Genomic DNA, 16,091 nt, shown 5'->3' with positions numbered 1-16,091 from the left:
ACGGGTTACAAACCACCTGGGTGAGTTCGCCGCGATCCATCCTCGAGCCCGCGAGGTCGTCCGGGGTCACCCGCTGTCGATGCAGCAATCGCAGTCGCCCGCGCCTGCGATCCGGCAATCCCGCCGCTGACTCGTTCGCGAAGCCGCCCGGACGACTACAGCAGTCCGTCGCGCTTCACCGCCAGGTATTTGTCGACCAGGGCCGCGGCCAGCTGGTCGCAGGCGACGTCCAGCACCATGACCCCGTGGCCTCGCAGCACCTCGTGCGCCGCATTGCGCTGGGCGACGTACTGCGCGGTGGCGCCGGCGCGGATGGCGCCGGGCAGGTCGTGAACCTCCTGCGACAAAGCCTGGTCCAGGGCCGCTTCGCGCAGGCTCGCCACGCATACCAGATGCCGGCGGCGCAGCATCTTCACCGCGGGCAGCAGGTCTTCCATGTCCTCGTCGCGCAGGTTGGTGACCAGCATCACCAGCGCGCGCCGGCGCTGGCGCAGCGACAGTTCCGTCGCCGCCTGCAGGAAGTCGGTGGCCACCGGCGCCGGCTGCAGGGCGTAGGTCGCGCGCAGCAGGTTGTCGATCGCCCCCACGCCGCGCTGCGGCGGCACCCACGCCGTCGCGCCCCCGCTGGCCAGCAGGCCGACGCCGTCGCCCTGGCGCAGGGCGAGGTAGGACACCACCAGCGCGGCGTCCAGCACATGGTCGAAGTGCGCCAGTTCGCCGTCGCGCGCCATCAGGCGGCGGCCGGTGTCCAGCAGCAGCACCAGTTGCTGGTTCTTCTCGTCCTGGTATTCACGCGAGATCAGCCGGCGCGCGCGTGCCGTGGCCTTCCAGTCGATCTGGCGCAGGCTGTCGCCGACGCGGTACTCGCGCATCTGGTGGAAATCGGTGCCCTCGCCGCGGCGCCGCTTCACGTGCGCGCCGACCAGGCGCGAGGCCTGTTCGGCGCTGAACATCGCAAAGCGCGCCAGCGGGGCGAAGTTGGGGAACACCCGCACGCTCTGGGCCGGTCCGGCCACGCGCGACTGCGACCACAAGCGCCAGGGCGAATGCAGGCGCAGCTGCACGCCGTCGAAGCGGAAGTCGCCGCGGTCGTGCGCGCGCAGGGCGTAGTCCACGCTCGTCGCCTGGCCGCGCGCCAGGCGCAGCCGCCTGGGCAGGCCCTGCATCGCCCAGCTGCCCGGATGCAGGTCGAACACGTCCAGCGACTGGGCGACCGGCGACTGCAGCCGCAAGGTCACCGGCCGCTCGACACCGATGGGCCAGGTGTCGGGAATTTGACGCTCCACCGTGGGGGCGGGCCGCCGGACCACGCGCCAGGCATCCAGCGCCGCCAGCGCGGCCAGGGCCGCGCCCGCCGCCAACCAGGCCGCCACGGGCGCGAAACCCAGGCTGACCGCCAGCCCCAGCGCACCCCACACCCCGAGCCCGGCCATCAGCGGCGGTGCCGGACGCGGCCAGCTGGGCCGCGAAAGGGCGGCGTCGGGTGCGGTGGCGACGACGGCCGGTCTCATTGCCGCGGCGCTTCCACCTTGGACAGCAGGGCATGCAGCACGTCGTCGGGCGACTGGCCCTCCAGCTGCAGCTCGGGCGCCAGCGCGATGCGGTGCCGCAGCGCCGGCTTGGCGATCTCGCGCACGTCGTCGGGGGTCACGAAATCCCGCCCGGACAACACGGCCTGCGCGCGCGCCGCGCGCACCAGCGCCAGGCTGCCGCGCGGACCGGCGCCCAGTGCGATGCCGGCCCAGCCACGCGTGGCGGCGACGATGCGCACGGCGTAGTCGATCACCGCCTCATCCACCGTCACCAGCGCCGTGCCCAGCTGCATCGCCACGATCTCCTGCGGCCCGACCACGCGCTGCACCTGGCTCAGGTCGAAGTCCGAGGCCATCCGGCCCTGGCTCACGGCCACGACCATCCGCATCTCGTCCTCCCGCGTCGGGTAGCCGATCAGCACCTTGAGCAGAAACCGGTCCAGCTGCGCCTCGGGCAGCGGATAGGTGCCTTCCTGCTCGACCGGGTTCTGCGTGGCCAGGGTCAGGAAAGGCGGTGGCAGTTCGAAACCGTGGCCTTCGATGGTCACCTGCTGTTCCTGCATCGCCTCGAGCAATGCCGACTGCGTCTTGGCCGGCGCGCGGTTGATCTCGTCGGCCAGCAGCAGGTTGGTGAACACCGGACCGCGGCGGACGTTGAAGGTTTCCGTCTTCGGGTCGTAGACCGCATGCCCGCTGATGTCGCTGGGCATCAGGTCGGGGGTGAACTGGACGCGGGCGTAGCTGCAGTCCAGCGCCCGCGACAGCGCGCGTACCAGCAGCGTCTTGCCCAGCCCGGGCACGCCCTCGATCAGCGCGTGGCCACCGGCCAGCAGCGCGATCAGGACCTGGTCGAGCGCCTCGGCCTGGCCGATGAAGGCCTTGCTCACTTCGTCGCGGATCGCGGCGGCGCGCCGGGTCAGCGCATCGCCGGTGATCGGAGCGACCGCGGGCGATGCGGCCGCGTGGTCGGCCGCCAGCGGCGGGACCAGCACCTGGGAGATCGGGGTGTCGCTCATAGTCGGTTTCTCAGTCGGATCAGGGTGGCGATGCGGGAACGGAAGCTGGCGTGGTCGTTGGCGAAGGGCGCCATCAGCGCGTCGCGGATCTGCGCGGCCGGCACGTCCGGGAAACGCGCCTGCAGCAACGCCATCTGCGGCGCGCCGGTCAATGCCGCGGCCTGCGGGTCGCGGCGGCGCAGGCGGGCCAGGAAGGCTTCGCGCACGGCGTCGTAGAGCAGGTGCGCGTAGCCGTACCGGTAGGCGTGCTCGCCGCTGGCCATGATGTGCTCCAGCAGCGAACGGCGTTCGTCCGCCGGCGCGGGCAGGCGCGGGCCGAACCGCTGCATGCGCAGCCACAGCCACGCGGCGAAGGCCAGCAGCAGCGGCGCCCAGGCCATCCAGCTGCGTTCGACCAGCGTGCGCCACAGGGAGGGCATCTGCACCGCGTACACGAGATGGATGGTGCCGGCGCGGTAATTGGGCGCCAGCAGCTGGCGGGTGAACTCCTGGTCGGCCCGCGACTCCAGGTCGTCGGAGCTCATCAGGGCCAGGTCGGACAGCACGTCGACGCTGCCGCGCCCCCGGGCGATGCGCGCGAAGACATAGCCGGCCCGCAGGTCGCCCCAGCTGTGCACCGGGTTGGCGCCGGCCAGGGTGAAACGCTGCCCCCCGCAGAACATCACGTGCTCGTGCACGGACGCACGCGAAGCCTCGGCCGGGCCGCCGGGGTCATCGTCGTCGGCGGAGTTGGCATGCAGGTAGGTCTGGCAACCGGCGTGTTCGTTCTGGCGCTTGGGCGCGAGCTCCAGCGCTTCCAGCAGCGGCGCGCCCTGGAGCCTGCCGCGGGTGAAGATGCCATCCGATGGCGTGCGCATGACCAGGTGGCCACCGCCTTCCACCCACGACAGCAGGCGCGTCACTTCGCGGGGCTGAAGGGTGCGCGGGTCGTTGTAGAGCACCACCGTGTCGCGCGCGCCCAGCGGCACGGCGGGTTCATCGCGGTCGGGAAACAGCTGCAGGTTGCGACGGGCGTTGACCACGACGCCGTCCTTGACCAGTGCGACCTTCAGCGCGAACAGCGGATTGCTGCGTGCTTCGCCGACGCGCGGCAGCTTGACCGTGCGCTCCACGCGGACGTAGTTGTGGTTCACCCAGGCCACGACCGCCACGATCACCACCGCGGCCAGCACGCACCACAGCGCGATCGCGGAACCGCGCGCACCGGACTTGCGCGGGATGGCGGTCATGCGGTGCCCTCCGCGGCAGGTGCATCCAGCCCGGTGGCGGTTTTCCAGCCGAACGCGTGGACCAGCGCCCGCAGCAGGGCGTCGAATTCCTGCGCGCTGGGCAGGCCGTGCGCGTACGCCGCGGTCTGCCAGGTGCGCACGGCGCGCGCGAACACCTCGCGGTCGTGCTCACGCGGCAGCCGGCGCGACGCGCGCAGCGTGTGCGCCTCGGTGGCGCCCGGCACCAGCACGACGTTGGCCAGGCGCGCCATGTCCTCGACGCTGGCGCGATACATCAGCGCCAGCGCATCGCGTCCGCGGCCCTCGTGCCACAGGCGCAGCGCCGCGGCGGGAAGGTCGGCAGGCAGCGGGACGACTTCGCCGGCCGCCGCGTCCACCTGCACCGGCGACGGCTCGCGACCTTCGCGCGACACCGCGCCGCGCATCCAGCGCAGCCAGCGCGGCGAAGTCAGCAGCAAGGCCAGCGCCAGCACGCCGAACACGACCCACATGCCGTACTCGCCCACCAGGCCCATCGCCTTGCCCAGCCAGGCCCAGTCGCCCGAGGGAGGCTTCGGGGGCGCGTCCTGCTCGCGCGGGACCCACTGCTTGACCGGACGCGTCGGGCTGACCTGGGGATCCTCGTAGGCGCGCTTGACCGCCTGTTCCCAGCCCGCGTCGCGCACCGTCTCGTCACCGAAAACTTCCTGCACCGTCGCTTCCCGGTGGTGCCGCGGCGCGGCCGGCTCCGCGGGCGCCGCGGCCGCCACCGGCGCGCGCTCCTCGGGCGCAGGCGCGGCGTGCACCGCCGGTGCGGCCAGGGTGCCGATGGCCAGGCCCAGCGCCGCAAGCAGCACCACGGGCGCGGTGGCCAGACGGGCCCGCAGCCGGCGCAGGACCATCTCGATGTCCCAGCCTTCGATCTGCGTGCGCCGGCTCAGGTACAGGCCGAAGCCGGCGCCCACGTAGAAGGGCTCCAGCACGGTGGTCACCAGCCACGCCGCCAGGTTGACCAGCGACTGCAACCAGACCGGCTGCGACACGAACACGTTCCACATCCGCGCCGCCGTCTCGACGATCACATCGTTGGGCACGAAGATCAGCGCGCCCGACAACAGGCCCGCCAGCAGCACCGCCTCGAAATTCAGGAACACCAGGGTGAGCAGGCAGGCCACGCCGTAGACCGGAGCCCCCAGCGCGCTGCGCCGGGTGCTGGCCTGCTCGCCACGGGAGCCTTCCAGCAGGTCGATCGGCAGGTTGAGCGAGCGCAGCGGGCTCAGTCGGCGCCAGACCAGATAGCCGGGCATCCAGCGCAGGCCCCAGTTGAACTGCGCACGCAGCGTCGCCATCGCGCCGGGCGGCTGCCCGAACACGGCGCGCGAGAGGACGAACAGCGGCACGCGGTCGAAGAGCGGCTTGAGCCACCACATCAAAAGCGCGGCCAGCCACAGCACGTCGAGCGACCAGCACAGCAGGTTGACCAGGACCAGGACCGGCAGCGACAGCGCCAGCCAGGGGCGCAGCACGGCGCCCAGGTGGCGGCGCGCCAGCGCGGTGCCCAGTTCCACCGCTTCCCACGGATTGCGCGGGCGCAGTGCGACGGTGAGGTCTTCGATCCTCATCCCTGGCCTGCCGGTGCCTGTGGACCGCCCGTGCCGCGACGGCTGGCTTCGTCTCGGCTGGCCTGGTCACGGCGGTCCGCGCCGGTGAAGTCGAACTGCGCGCCGTGGCGGCCGCCCCGCCCCAGCCACAGGAACACGCCGCCCCACAGCACAGCGGCGACGCTGTACTTGATCGACGCGGGCATCCATGCGATCGACGACCAGAACGCCTCGATGAAGGCCGCGAACACCAGCATCGCCAGCACGCCGGCGCACAGCAGCGCGCCGCGTCGCCCGCCGTCGAGCAGCGCGTCGATGCGGCGGCGCTGTCCGGGGGCGATCAGGTTCAGGCCCAGCCGCAGTCCGGCACCGCCGGAGATGACGATGGCGGTGAGCTCGAGCGCCCCGTGGCCGCAGACGAAGCGCCAGAACGGATCGCCGTGGCCGACGGCCTGCAGGTGGCCGGCGACCGAGCCCAGGCGGATGCTCTCCGAGCCCAGCGCCAGCACCGGCCCCAGTCCGGCCAGCAGCCCGCTGGCGAACACGCGGAAGCCGACGCTGACGTTGTTCCAGACGTACAGGCCGAACATGGCGAGGTTGGTGCCGCTGTCGCGGCCCAGCTTGCGGTCCGGATCGTCGGGGTTGTACATCTCCTCGAAGTCGGCCAGCTGCAGTGGATCCCACAGGCTGCTGGACAGGTCGGGATCGAGCTGGATGGCGACGAAGATGGCGATCGCCGGCAGCACGAACAGTGCGGTGGCGGCCCACATCACGGCCCGTTCCTCGCGCACCAGGCGCGGGAACCCGCCGACCAGGGAAATCCAGCGCGCGCCGCCAGTGCAGGGTGGTGCTGCGGTAGAGCACGCCGTGTCCCTGCTGCATCAGCCGCTGCAGGCGGCCGGTCACCACCGGGCTGTAGCCGCGCCGGCGCGCCAGGGCCAGCTGCTGGCACAGGCGCCGGTAGCGGGTCGGGAAGTCGTCGTCGGGCAGGCCCGCCCACTGCCGCCGTTCCTTGCGGGCACGGCGGGCGTTCTGCCCGCGCGCCTGGGTCCATTGCTCCAGCGCCTGCCACTGCGCCTGGTAGCGCTGGACAAAGGTTTCCTGCTTCATGCCCGACGCCCCAGCAACCAGTTGGCGATCCCGTACAACCGCGTCACGGCCAGCGGCCCCTGTGCGCGCACGAGCGGTTCGGCCAGGTCGGCCAGTTCGATCCGCCGCTCCTGGGTGAGATTGGGCGCGCGCTCGGCGAAGGCGACGATCGCCGACTGCTCGTGCGGCAGCAGCGGCGCGGCGGGCGCCAGCGGAACGGCCTGGGCCGCCTGCAGGTCGCCGACGTCCGGCTCGCGCGGCTCGGCATGGACCACCAGCGTGCCGGCCACCATGTCGCCGAGCCGGCGGCCCCACGGGTCGGCCAGGGCTGGTTACCAGGCCGACGGCATAGGCCACCGGCAGCATGTCCACCACGCGCAGCAGGTTCCTGGAGAACGAGGCCAGCCAGCCGACCGGCGCGCCGTTGGTCGCGATCACGCGCAGGCCCAGCGCCCGCTTGCCGGGCGTGCGGCCGCGGTCCAGCACCTCGAACAGCACCGGGTACAGCCAGAACACGATGAACACCACGATCAGGTACGGCCCGTTGCCGGCCACGCCGAAGATGCCCATGACCATCCCGGTGGCGATCATGATGACGAAGCGGATGCCCAGGTCGATCGACCAGGCCAGCGCGCGCGGGACCGGGCCCGCCGCCGGCAGGTGCAGCGGCACGCCTTCGGGCGTGACCACTTCGCGGAAGGTGTCGAGCATCGCCGGCGGGGCGTTGGCACGCATCACTTCACCCCGGCGGGCGTGGGCATGCCGGCGCCACGACGGGACCGGCCCGGCGACGCGCCCCGGATGAGGCCACCCTGATCGGCCCGCGCGCACCGCGACCACCGCGCCGGAGCGACGGCGCCAGCTTTCGCGTCCCTCATGCGCAGGCCATCGCCAGGTACTGGTCCTTCAGGCGGACGTAGTGCTGCGCCGAGTAGTACAGCGCCTGGATTTCCGCATCGCTGAGCATGCGCGACAGGCGCGCGGGGTTGCCCAGCCACAGCTCGCCCTCGCCCACCACCTTGCCCGGCGTCACCAGTGCGCCGGCGCCGACGAACCCGTGCTTGCGCACCACCGCGCCGTCCAGCACCACCGCGCCCATGCCGATCAGCACCGCGTCCTCGATCCGGCAGGCGTGGATGATCGCCTTGTGGCCGATGGTGACGTCCTCGCCGATCACCGTGGCGAAGCCGCCCAGCTTGGCGTGCGGGCCGTCGTGGCTCACATGCACCACGGTGCCGTCCTGGATGTTGGTGCGCGCACCGATGCGGATGAAGTTGACGTCGCCGCGGACCACCGTGCCCGGCCAGATCGAGACGTCCTCGCCGAGGATGACGTCGCCAATGACGGTCGCCGCCGGGTCGACATAGCTGCGTTCGCCCAGGACGGGGACGTGGTCGAGGTAGGGACGGATATGGGAGGGGCCGACATGGGCGGGGCGCGTGCTCATGGCGGGCAGTTTAAGGGGCGCGGCCGGGTCGCGGTTCGCGCGGCGTCGCGATCGGCTGAACGGGTGGAGCGCGGCGGCTACACTGGCGCGATGAAGATCGCCAGCTGGAACGTCAATTCGCTCAACGTCCGCCTGCCCCACCTGCAGCGCTGGCTGCAGGAAGCCACCCCCGACGTGGTGGCGCTGCAGGAAACCAAGCTGGAGGACCCCAAGTTCCCGGACGCGGCCCTGGCCGAACTGGGCTATCGCAGCATGTTCTGCGGCCAGAAGACGTACAACGGCGTCGCCCTGCTCAGCCGACTGCCCTTCACCAGCGAGTGCGTCACCGGCATCCCGGGCTTCGACGATCCGCAGAAGCGCGTGCTGGCCGCGACGGTGGGCAGTGAGCCCGGTTCGCCGCAGGCGCTGCGCATCGTCAACCTGTACGTGGTCAACGGTGAATCGGTGGGCAGCGAGAAGTTCGAGTACAAGCTGCGCTGGCTGGCCGCCGTGCGCGAGTGGCTGCGCGAGGAACTGGTGCAGCACCCCAACCTGGTGGTGCTGGGCGATTTCAACATCGCCCCGGACGACCGCGACGTCTACAAGCCCGAACGCTGGCACGAGAAGATCCTGTGCTCCACGCCCGAGCGCGAGGCGCTGAAGTCACTGCTGGACCTGGGCCTGCACGACAGCTTCCGGCTGTTCAACGACGAGGCGGGCCACCACAGCTGGTGGGATTACCGGCTCAACGCCTTCGACCGCGGCTGGGGCCTGCGGATCGACCTGGTGCTGGTGAGCCAGGCGCTGCGCGCCCGCTGCACCGGGGCGGGAATCGACACCGGCCCGCGCGCCTGGGAGCGGCCCAGCGACCACACGCCGGTGTGGGTGGAAGTGACGTAGCGAGGCGACGCCGGGACGCGGCCGGTGGCATGACGCCTTGATGCAATGCCGCCAAAAAGAAAAGGCCCGGACAAGCCGGGCCTTTTGTTGTCACAACCCTGTCGTTGCTTAGCGAACGCGTCCGCGACGGAACAGGTTGACGATGGCGAGCAGGACGATCGCGCCCACCAGCGAGAGCAGCAGGCTGGTCAGGTTGAAGGCGCCGTCGTTGATGTCCGCGCCGCCAATGCCCATCACGCTGCCGAGCCAACCGCCCAGGAACGCGCCGACGATGCCGACGATGATGTTGAGGAACACACCCTGCTGGGCATCGGTCTTCATGACGAGGCTGGCAAGCCAGCCGATGATGCCGCCGACGATCAGCCAAACGATGAAACCAATCATGTGCGCTCTCCTTCAGTTCTACAGCGGAAAATAGGGGCCCTGTCGTGGGGCGACTGAAGCATGGGCGCGCATCCGTGATGGGCGCGTCAGCGAGATGAACGGCACGTTTTTGCCTTGTTTTCCCGGCTTATCTGGCGTGATCACCAAGTGAGCGCGCGTCCGGTCACAACTTCTTTACAAGTCGAGGAAGGCGCGCGGCCGCGTGGAAGGTCCGGCCGGATCAGCAGGCGGGGGACACGGCAAGGTCGCCGTCGCCGTCGGCGACCGGGGTGCGCAGCAGGTTCGCCAGCGTCTCGCGCGTGAGCTTGCCGGTTTCGTTGCGCGGCAGGTCCGCCACGCAGCGCAGCGCGCGCGGCAGGAAGACCGGGTCCAGCTGCGTGCGCAGCGCGGCCAGCACGTGCGCCTCGTCCAGGCCCGGCGCCACGGCGACGGCGCCGATGCGGCGCACGCCGGTGCGCGCGCAGGGATCCATCTGGAACACGACGCCGTCGTGGATGCCGGGGATGGCCAGCAGGCGTCGCGTGAGGTCGCCCAGCGATGCGCGCTTGCCCGCGATCTCGAGCAGGTCGGCGTTGCGTCCGCGCAGTTCGAAACGTCCGTCGGCGTGCACTTCCACCAGGTCGGACAGGACGACGGCCTGCGCCAGGTGTGTGGCCTGAACGGCGGCGCCGTCGGGTTGCGGTGACACGCGCACGCCCGGCAGGGGCGTCCAGGCGGTTTCCACCGCCGTGCGGCGGCGCGCGATCACGCAGGTTTCGGTGGAGCCGAACAGCTCGCGCACCTGGCAGCCGAAGCGGGCTTCGGCCGCCTGCGCCAGTTCGGCCGACAGCGGCGCGGTGGCGCTGACGATGCCCGCCAGCGGCGGCATCGCGACATCCGATTCCACCAGCGCGCGCAGGTGCACGGGCGTGGTGACCAGCAGTGGCGGCGTCGGCGCGTCGCACAGCGCGCGCGCGACATCACCTGGAAAGAAGGGACGGCCGCCGTGCACGGCGATGGCGCCCAGCAGCGGCAGCAGGATCGACATCTCCATGCCGTACATGTGTTGCGGCGGGACGGTGGCGATCAGCGGCGTGACCGCGTCCGCATCGAGCAGGTCGGCCAGCGCGGCCAGGTTCTGCAGCGTGCCGGCGCGGAAGGCGGCCCAGGTCTTGAGGTTGGACTTCGGCCGGCCGGTGCTGCCGGAGGTGAAGCCGACCGCCACGTGGAAGTCGTCGTCGAGGACCAGGGCGTCGCCATCGGCCTGCGGCAGCACGTCGGGCAGCAGCCGGTAGTCGTGCGGCATCGGCTCGTCGCCGCAGGGGCCGCGGTCGCCCAGGCAGTAGCTGTCGCCGTACTGGGCCATCACTTCGGCCACCACCGCCGGCGCGCGCGAGGGCGGCATCAGCGTGGTCTGGCCGCGCAGGGCGGCGGCGCAGAAGGCGACCAGGAACCGGTAGCGGTCCTCGCACAGGTTCACCGCGTGGCGGGCGGGCGGCAGCGTCTGCGCCACGCCGCGGACTTCCCGCGCGAACCGGGCCAGGTCGATGGAGCCTTGCGGGCCGAAGGCGATGGCCCGCGCATCCGGGCCGAGGGCCAGTGCGCTGCGGGCGCCGCGCGCCGGTTCCGGTACTGCATCGATTGCTGCCGACATTCTTCTGTTTTCCCGCGCTCCGGTGCCGGACCGCTCCCCCACCGGTTATTTTACGTGCATTGCGTCCCCGAACCGACCCGATGCCCCTTCGGCCCGATCCGCCGGTCAGCACCGCCCCGGCCCCTCCGGCCTTGCCGGTCGGACCGCTGCGCTGGTCCTGGCACCCCCATCGACGCGGCGAACCCGCCGAACCGGCGGCACGGGACTGGCTGGCCGGCCAGCTGGGGCACTCCCCCGACACCCTGCCCCTGCAGCGCGATGCCCGCGGCCGTCCCCACCTGTTATCGGCCGGCATCGACTGCAGCTGGAGCCACAGCGGCGAGGGCCTGCTGGTGGTGCTGGCGCAGGGCGTGATCGTCGGCGCCGACTGCGAGCGCCTGCACGCGCGCCCGCGGGCGCTGGCGCTGGCACGGCGCTTCTTCACCGCCCCCGAGCACGACTGGCTCGCGGCCCAGCCGGCGGGCGAACCCCGCGACCGGGCCTTCCTGCGGCTGTGGTGCGCGAAGGAGTCGGTGCTCAAGGCCCACGGCCACGGGCTGTCGTTCGGGCTGGAACGCCTGCGGTTCGAGGTGCAGGGCGAGCGGCTGCGCCTGATCGAGTGCGACCCCGAACTGGGCGACGCCGCCGCCTGGACCCTGCACGAACTGGAGCCCGCCGCGGGCTACGTGGCGGCGCTGGCGTGGCGCGGCTGAGCCCGCGGTCCGCCGGAAGCGCGGGGGCCTCCCGCATACTTCGCCGCGCATGAGCACTCCGACCCTCCCTCCCGACCTGCGGCCCACCCTGGAAGCCGGCCTGCGCACGCTGCGGCTGGACCCGGCCCTGGCGACGCCGCTGCTGGATTACCTGGCCCTGCTGGTCCGCTGGAACAGCACCTACAACCTCACCGCCGTCCGCGACCCGCGCGAGATGGTGGCCAAGCACCTGCTCGATTCGCTGGCGATGCACCCCTGGGTACAGGGCGTGGGCACGCTGGCCGACCTGGGCACCGGGCCCGGCCTGCCCGGGATCCCGCTGGCCATCGTCACCCCCGGCCTGCGGGTGACGCTGGTCGAAAGCAACGGCAAGAAGGCGCGCTTCATGCGCGAGTGCGTGCGCCAGCTGGGCCTGGCCGAAGTACGCGTGGCCGAATCGCGGATCGAGGCGGTCGACGAACCCGGGGCCTACGACGCCATCACCGCCCGGGCCCTGGCCACGCTGCCGCTGATCCTGGAACTGGGCGGTCACCTGCTCAAGCCCGACGGCGTGCTGCTGGCCATGAAGGGCGCCCACCCGGCCGAGGAGCTGGCCGACCTGCCGGCCGGCTGGGCCACCCGCGGCAGCCATCGGCTGGCCGTACCGGGCCTGGACGCCGAACGCCACCTGGTCGTGGTGGGCCGCGTCGCCGTCTGAACGGGCCGGGCGCCGCGGCGCCAGCCGCGCAGCGTGCGCCGCGTCACCGACGGCGGCGGCCATTGCCGGCAGGCTGGAGCGCGCCGGCCGCCCGCCGGCCGATTGGCGGGCAGGGGATACCGCATAATCCCCGGTCCGGCCCGGGCCCTCCCGGCCGCGCTCCGTCTTCCCACGCAACCCCCGAGGCAACGCGCCGCATGGCTCGCATCATCGCTGTCGCCAACCAGAAAGGCGGGGTCGGCAAGACCACCACCGCGGTCAACCTGGCCGCCGCGCTCGCGCGCACGCCCAAACGCGTGCTGCTGGTCGACCTCGACCCGCAGGGCAACGCCACCATGGGCAGCGGCGTGGACAAGCGCCAGATCGAGGAGACCATCTGCGACGTCCTGCTGGGCGAAGCCGACGCCGCCGCGATCCTCATGCGCACCGCCGAGGACTTCGACCTGCTGCCGGCCAACATCGAGCTGACCGCGGCCGAGATCAGCCTGATGAACCAGGGCGAGCGGGAGCAGCGGCTCAAGACCGCGCTCGCGCCGCTGCGGGCGAACTACGACTACATCCTGATCGACTGCCCGCCCGCGTTGTCGTTGCTCACGCTCAACGCGCTGACCGCCGCCGATTCGATCATCGTGCCGATGCAGTGCGAGTACTACGCGCTGGAAGGCATCAGCGCCCTGATCGACACGATCGAGGCCCTGAAGGGCCGGCTCAACCCGCAACTGGAGATCGAGGGCGTGCTGCGCACCATGTTCGACGTGCGCAACAACCTGGCCAACGCGGTGTCGGCGGAACTGACCAAGCATTTCGGCGACCGCGTGTTCCGCACCATCGTGCCGCGCAACGTGCGCCTGGCCGAGGCGCCCAGCCACGGCCAGAGCATCGTCGGTTACGACCGCGCCAGCCGCGGCGGCATCGCCTATCTCGGCCTGGCCGGCGAAGTGCTGCGCCGCCAGCGCGAACGCGAACAGGCCGGCAAGGCCGGCACCGCCGGCACCGCCGCCAAGGAGACCGCGGCATGAGCGTCGCCAAGAAGCGCGGCCTGGGCCGCGGACTGGAAGCACTGCTCGGCCCGAAGGCCGCCGCCGAGGCACCGCCGCTGGAAGCCACGCCGGGCGACGTGCTGCGCACGGTGCCGGTCGATTCGCTCATGCCGGGCAAGTACCAGCCGCGCCGCACGATGGACGAGGGCAAGCTCGCCGAGCTGGCCGAATCGATCAAGGCGCAGGGCGTGATCCAGCCAGTGGTCGTGCGCGACGTCGGCGGCAAGCGCTTCGAGATCATCGCCGGCGAACGCCGCTGGCGCGCCTCGCAGCTGGCCGGCCTGGCCACGATCCCGGTGGTGGTGCGCGAAGTCGACGACCGCACCGTGGTCGCGATGGCGCTGATCGAGAACATCCAGCGCGAGGACCTCAATCCGCTGGAAGAAGCCATCGCGCTGCAACGGCTGATCGACGAATTCGACCTCACCCACGCGCAGGCGGCCGACGCCGTCGGCCGCTCGCGCGCGGCGGTGTCGAACCTGCTGCGCCTGCTGGAGCTGCCGGCCGAGATCCGCGTGCTGGTGGAAACCCGCGCGCTGGAGATGGGCCACGCCCGCGCCCTGCTGACGCTGGCGCCACAGGCGGCGATCGCGCTGGCCCGCCAGGCCGCCGAGAACGGCTGGTCGGTGCGCGAGGTCGAACACCGCGCGCAGCTGCTGGCGGCAGGCAAGGTCGCCACGGGCGATCGCGCCAGGCCGGCCAAGGCCAAGCCCCAGGCCGACATCGCCGCGCTGGAGCGCGAACTGTCCGAATCGCTCAACACCCAGGTCAGCGTGCTGCACGGCCGCGGCGGCAAGGGTCGCCTGGTCATCCATTACCACGACCTGGATGCGCTCGACGGCGTGCTGGAGCGGCTGAGGGCGAGGAGTGAGTGATCAGGAGTGAGAAATGAGAGGAGGCCGCTGGGCCAATCTCGTTTCGTTCTGCTGGTCGTTCCGGTTCATCTGCGGTGACAAGCAATAGATTTGGCGAAGCTCCGTCCGCGCCGGTCATCCTGCTCCCTCTCATTTCTCACTCCTGATCACTCACTCCTGCCCCCATGACCATCCTCGTCACCGGCGCGGCCGGCTTCATCGGTGCCTACGTCTGTCGTGCGCTGGCTGCGCGGGGCGAGTCCGTCGTGGGGCTGGACAGCTACAACGACTACTACGACCCGCAGCTCAAGCGCGACCGCGTGCAGGCGCTGTGCCCGCAGGTGGACATCCGCACGCTGGACCTGGCCGATCGCGAGGGGCTGGCCGCCCTGTTCGAGGAAGTCGCGCCCACGCGGGTCATCCACCTGGCCGCGCAGGCCGGCGTGCGCTACTCGCTCACGCACCCGCACGCGTACGTCGAGAGCAACCTCGCCGGCTTCGTCAACATGCTTGAGCTGTGCCGCCATCGCGGCGTGCAGCACCTGGTGTACGCCAGCTCGTCGTCGGTCTACGGCGATTCGGCCACGCCGCCGTTCTCCGAGGACCAGCGCGTCGACCAGCCGCGTTCGCTCTACGCCGCGACCAAGGCCGCCAACGAACTGATGGCGCACACCTACGCGCACCTCTACGGCCTGCATGCGACGGGCCTGCGATTCTTCACGGTGTACGGTCCCTGGGGCCGTCCGGACATGGCGCCGCTGCTGTTCTCGCGGGCGGTGCTCGCGGGTCGGCCGATCGAGGTGTTCAACCACGGACGCATGCGGCGCGACTTCACCTTCATCGACGACATCGTCGCCGGCGTGCTGGCCGCACTGGACCATCCGCCGCCGGCCGGGCCGGCGCCCCATCGCGTGTTCAACCTGGGCAACCACACGCCGGTGGAGCTGGAGCGTTTCATCGAGGTCATCGCGCAGGCCGCCGGACGCCCCGCGCAGAAGCTTTATCGCGACATGCAGCCGGGCGACATGGTGGAGACCATGGCCGACACCTCGCGGGCGAAGGCCGCGCTGGGCTTCGAGCCGCGCACGCCGATCCAGACCGGACTGCCGCAGGTCGTGGCCTGGTGCCGCGAGTATTTTGGCGGCCGGGCCTGAGCCCGCGACGGCGCCTGGCTGAACCGCCGCATGTGCGCCATTGCCGTCGCAGGCGGGTACGATTCACGCCCTGATATCGTCCCCGCCGCCACGTTCCCCCATCAGCCGTCGGCGCCCCCTGCAGGACCTTTCGCGCATGAATTCACCGATGCCCCAGCTGTCCGTCGTCGTGCCCGTGTTCAACGAGCAGGACAACGTCGCGTCCCTGGTGGAGGAGATCGTGCGGGCGCTGCGCGGCGTCACGCCGTTCGAGATCGTGTACGTCGACGACCATTCGCGCGACAACACGCTGGCGATCCTGCAGCAGCTCAAGGCCCAGGTGCCGGAGCTGCGCGTGCTGCAGCACACCACCCAGAGCGGACAGAGCACCGCCGTGCGCACCGGCGTCAAGGCCGCGCGCGCGCCATGGATCGCCACGCTGGACGGCGACGGCCAGAACGATCCGGCCGACATCCCGCGCCTGCTGGCCAAGCGCGATGCCTCGCCGCCGGAGGTCCGGATGTTCGCGGGATGGCGCGTCAACCGGCAGGATTCGGGCAGCAAGCGCTGGGCGTCGCGCATCGCCAATGCGATCCGCACCCGGATGCTGCGCGACGACACGCCCGACACCGGCTGCGGCATCAAGCTGTTCGAGCGCGAGGCCTTCCTCGAGCTGCCCTACTTCAACCACATGCACCGCTACCTGCCCGCGCTGATGCAGCGCGCCGGGTGGCAGACGGTCAGCGTCCCGGTCAACCACCGCGCCCGCACCACCGGGGTGTCGAAGTACAACAACCTCAACCGCGCACTGGTCGGCGTCGCCGACCTGCGCGGCGTGGCCTGGCTGATCCGGCGGGCCAAGATCACCTCGGTCCGGGAGGTCTGA

At 71.5% G+C, this 16,091-nt stretch carries 14 protein-coding genes and 2 pseudogenes; 7 read left to right on the top strand and 9 right to left on the bottom strand.

Going from position 1 to position 16,091, the window contains the following annotated elements; translation table 11 throughout:
- Positions 1 to 155 precede the first annotated feature (155 nt).
- The 7 genes and pseudogenes from I8J32_RS05220 to I8J32_RS05190 all read right to left on the bottom strand — a co-directional run bounded on the left by I8J32_RS05220 (position 156) and on the right by I8J32_RS05190 (position 7,893).
- On the bottom strand, positions 156 to 1,511 hold the full coding sequence (locus I8J32_RS05220; protein ID WP_200614643.1) for a DUF58 domain-containing protein: 1,356 nt from the start codon (positions 1,509 to 1,511) through the stop codon (positions 156 to 158).
- A complete protein-coding gene (locus I8J32_RS05215; protein WP_200614644.1) occupies positions 1,508 to 2,548 on the bottom strand; it encodes an AAA family ATPase in 1,041 nt (346 codons plus the stop codon). The genes I8J32_RS05220 and I8J32_RS05215 overlap by 4 nt, the downstream gene beginning before the upstream one ends.
- Positions 2,545 to 3,777, bottom strand: a complete 1,233-nt coding sequence (locus tag I8J32_RS05210) for a DUF4350 domain-containing protein (RefSeq protein ID WP_200614645.1) — start codon at positions 3,775 to 3,777, stop codon at positions 2,545 to 2,547. Before I8J32_RS05210 ends, I8J32_RS05215 begins: the two co-directional genes overlap by 4 nt.
- Positions 3,774 to 5,378 (bottom strand): DUF4129 domain-containing protein, encoded by a 1,605-nt coding sequence (locus I8J32_RS05205; RefSeq protein ID WP_200614646.1) that lies wholly within the window; start codon positions 5,376 to 5,378, stop codon positions 3,774 to 3,776. Before I8J32_RS05205 ends, I8J32_RS05210 begins: the two co-directional genes overlap by 4 nt.
- Before the next feature lie 101 nt (positions 5,379 to 5,479).
- Positions 5,480 to 6,467 (bottom strand): annotated as a pseudogene (locus I8J32_RS05200) (stage II sporulation protein M); the annotation flags it as partial.
- A pseudogene (locus I8J32_RS05195) lies at positions 6,464 to 7,157 on the bottom strand (RDD family protein). The pseudogenes I8J32_RS05195 and I8J32_RS05200, both read right to left, overlap by 4 nt.
- A 163-nt stretch (positions 7,158 to 7,320) precedes the next feature.
- Positions 7,321 to 7,893 (bottom strand): gamma carbonic anhydrase family protein, encoded by a 573-nt coding sequence (locus I8J32_RS05190; RefSeq protein ID WP_200614649.1) that lies wholly within the window; start codon positions 7,891 to 7,893, stop codon positions 7,321 to 7,323.
- A gap of 90 nt (positions 7,894 to 7,983) precedes the next feature.
- Between I8J32_RS05190 and xth the strand changes: the two genes are divergently transcribed.
- Entirely contained in the window at positions 7,984 to 8,772 is a 789-nt protein-coding gene (xth, locus tag I8J32_RS05185; protein ID WP_200614651.1) for an exodeoxyribonuclease III, read from the top strand.
- Between the two features lie 108 nt (positions 8,773 to 8,880).
- On the opposite strand, the gene I8J32_RS05180 is transcribed toward xth, so the two are convergent.
- Both I8J32_RS05180 and I8J32_RS05175 read right to left on the bottom strand, forming a co-directional pair.
- Positions 8,881 to 9,153 (bottom strand): GlsB/YeaQ/YmgE family stress response membrane protein, encoded by a 273-nt coding sequence (locus I8J32_RS05180; RefSeq protein WP_200615092.1) that lies wholly within the window; start codon positions 9,151 to 9,153, stop codon positions 8,881 to 8,883.
- A gap of 223 nt (positions 9,154 to 9,376) precedes the next feature.
- Complete coding sequence (locus tag I8J32_RS05175; protein WP_407061014.1) at positions 9,377 to 10,777, bottom strand: AMP-binding protein; 1,401 nt, start codon at positions 10,775 to 10,777, stop codon at positions 9,377 to 9,379.
- Positions 10,778 to 10,869: 92 nt separating this feature from the next.
- Between I8J32_RS05175 and I8J32_RS05170 the strand changes: the two genes are divergently transcribed.
- From I8J32_RS05170 to I8J32_RS05145, 6 genes are all read left to right on the top strand, one after another.
- Complete coding sequence (locus tag I8J32_RS05170) at positions 10,870 to 11,481, top strand: 4'-phosphopantetheinyl transferase family protein (protein ID WP_200614655.1); 612 nt, start codon at positions 10,870 to 10,872, stop codon at positions 11,479 to 11,481.
- Between the two features lie 49 nt (positions 11,482 to 11,530).
- A complete protein-coding gene (rsmG, locus tag I8J32_RS05165; protein WP_200614657.1) occupies positions 11,531 to 12,178 on the top strand; it encodes a 16S rRNA (guanine(527)-N(7))-methyltransferase RsmG in 648 nt (215 codons plus the stop codon).
- 197 nt (positions 12,179 to 12,375) lie between these two features.
- A complete protein-coding gene (locus tag I8J32_RS05160) occupies positions 12,376 to 13,197 on the top strand; it encodes a ParA family protein (RefSeq protein WP_200614659.1) in 822 nt (273 codons plus the stop codon).
- Entirely contained in the window at positions 13,194 to 14,093 is a 900-nt protein-coding gene (locus tag I8J32_RS05155) for a ParB/RepB/Spo0J family partition protein (RefSeq protein ID WP_207526803.1), read from the top strand. Before I8J32_RS05160 ends, I8J32_RS05155 begins: the two co-directional genes overlap by 4 nt.
- Before the next feature lie 164 nt (positions 14,094 to 14,257).
- Entirely contained in the window at positions 14,258 to 15,226 is a 969-nt protein-coding gene (locus tag I8J32_RS05150) for an NAD-dependent epimerase/dehydratase family protein (RefSeq protein WP_200614663.1), read from the top strand.
- A 136-nt stretch (positions 15,227 to 15,362) separates the two neighbouring features.
- Complete coding sequence (locus I8J32_RS05145; RefSeq protein WP_407060989.1) at positions 15,363 to 16,091, top strand: glycosyltransferase family 2 protein; 729 nt, start codon at positions 15,363 to 15,365, stop codon at positions 16,089 to 16,091.

The sequence above is a fragment of the Lysobacter solisilvae genome (assembly GCF_016613535.2).
Taxonomy (GTDB): domain Bacteria; phylum Pseudomonadota; class Gammaproteobacteria; order Xanthomonadales; family Xanthomonadaceae; genus Agrilutibacter; species Agrilutibacter solisilvae.
Note: the sequence above shows the minus strand (reverse complement) of the source record. Positions and strands in the feature narration are given on the sequence as shown.

Bases quoted from the DNA above. Each gene is read 5' to 3' on its own strand.
- I8J32_RS05220 (WP_200614643.1), bottom strand. From the start codon at position 1,511: ATGAGACCGGCCGTCGTCGCCACCGCACCCGACGCCGCCCTTTCGCGG.
- I8J32_RS05210 (WP_200614645.1), bottom strand. From the start codon at position 3,777: ATGACCGCCATCCCGCGCAAGTCCGGTGCGCGCGGTTCCGCGATCGCG.
- I8J32_RS05145 (WP_407060989.1), top strand. From the start codon at position 15,363: ATGAATTCACCGATGCCCCAGCTGTCCGTCGTCGTGCCCGTGTTCAAC.
- rsmG (WP_200614657.1), top strand. From the start codon at position 11,531: ATGAGCACTCCGACCCTCCCTCCCGACCTGCGGCCCACCCTGGAAGCC.
- xth (WP_200614651.1), top strand. From the start codon at position 7,984: ATGAAGATCGCCAGCTGGAACGTCAATTCGCTCAACGTCCGCCTGCCC.
- I8J32_RS05150 (WP_200614663.1), top strand. From the start codon at position 14,258: ATGACCATCCTCGTCACCGGCGCGGCCGGCTTCATCGGTGCCTACGTC.
- I8J32_RS05190 (WP_200614649.1), bottom strand. From the start codon at position 7,893: ATGAGCACGCGCCCCGCCCATGTCGGCCCCTCCCATATCCGTCCCTAC.
- I8J32_RS05170 (WP_200614655.1), top strand. From the start codon at position 10,870: ATGCCCCTTCGGCCCGATCCGCCGGTCAGCACCGCCCCGGCCCCTCCG.
- I8J32_RS05205 (WP_200614646.1), bottom strand. From the start codon at position 5,378: ATGAGGATCGAAGACCTCACCGTCGCACTGCGCCCGCGCAATCCGTGG.
- I8J32_RS05155 (WP_207526803.1), top strand. From the start codon at position 13,194: ATGAGCGTCGCCAAGAAGCGCGGCCTGGGCCGCGGACTGGAAGCACTG.
- I8J32_RS05215 (WP_200614644.1), bottom strand. From the start codon at position 2,548: ATGAGCGACACCCCGATCTCCCAGGTGCTGGTCCCGCCGCTGGCGGCC.
- I8J32_RS05160 (WP_200614659.1), top strand. From the start codon at position 12,376: ATGGCTCGCATCATCGCTGTCGCCAACCAGAAAGGCGGGGTCGGCAAG.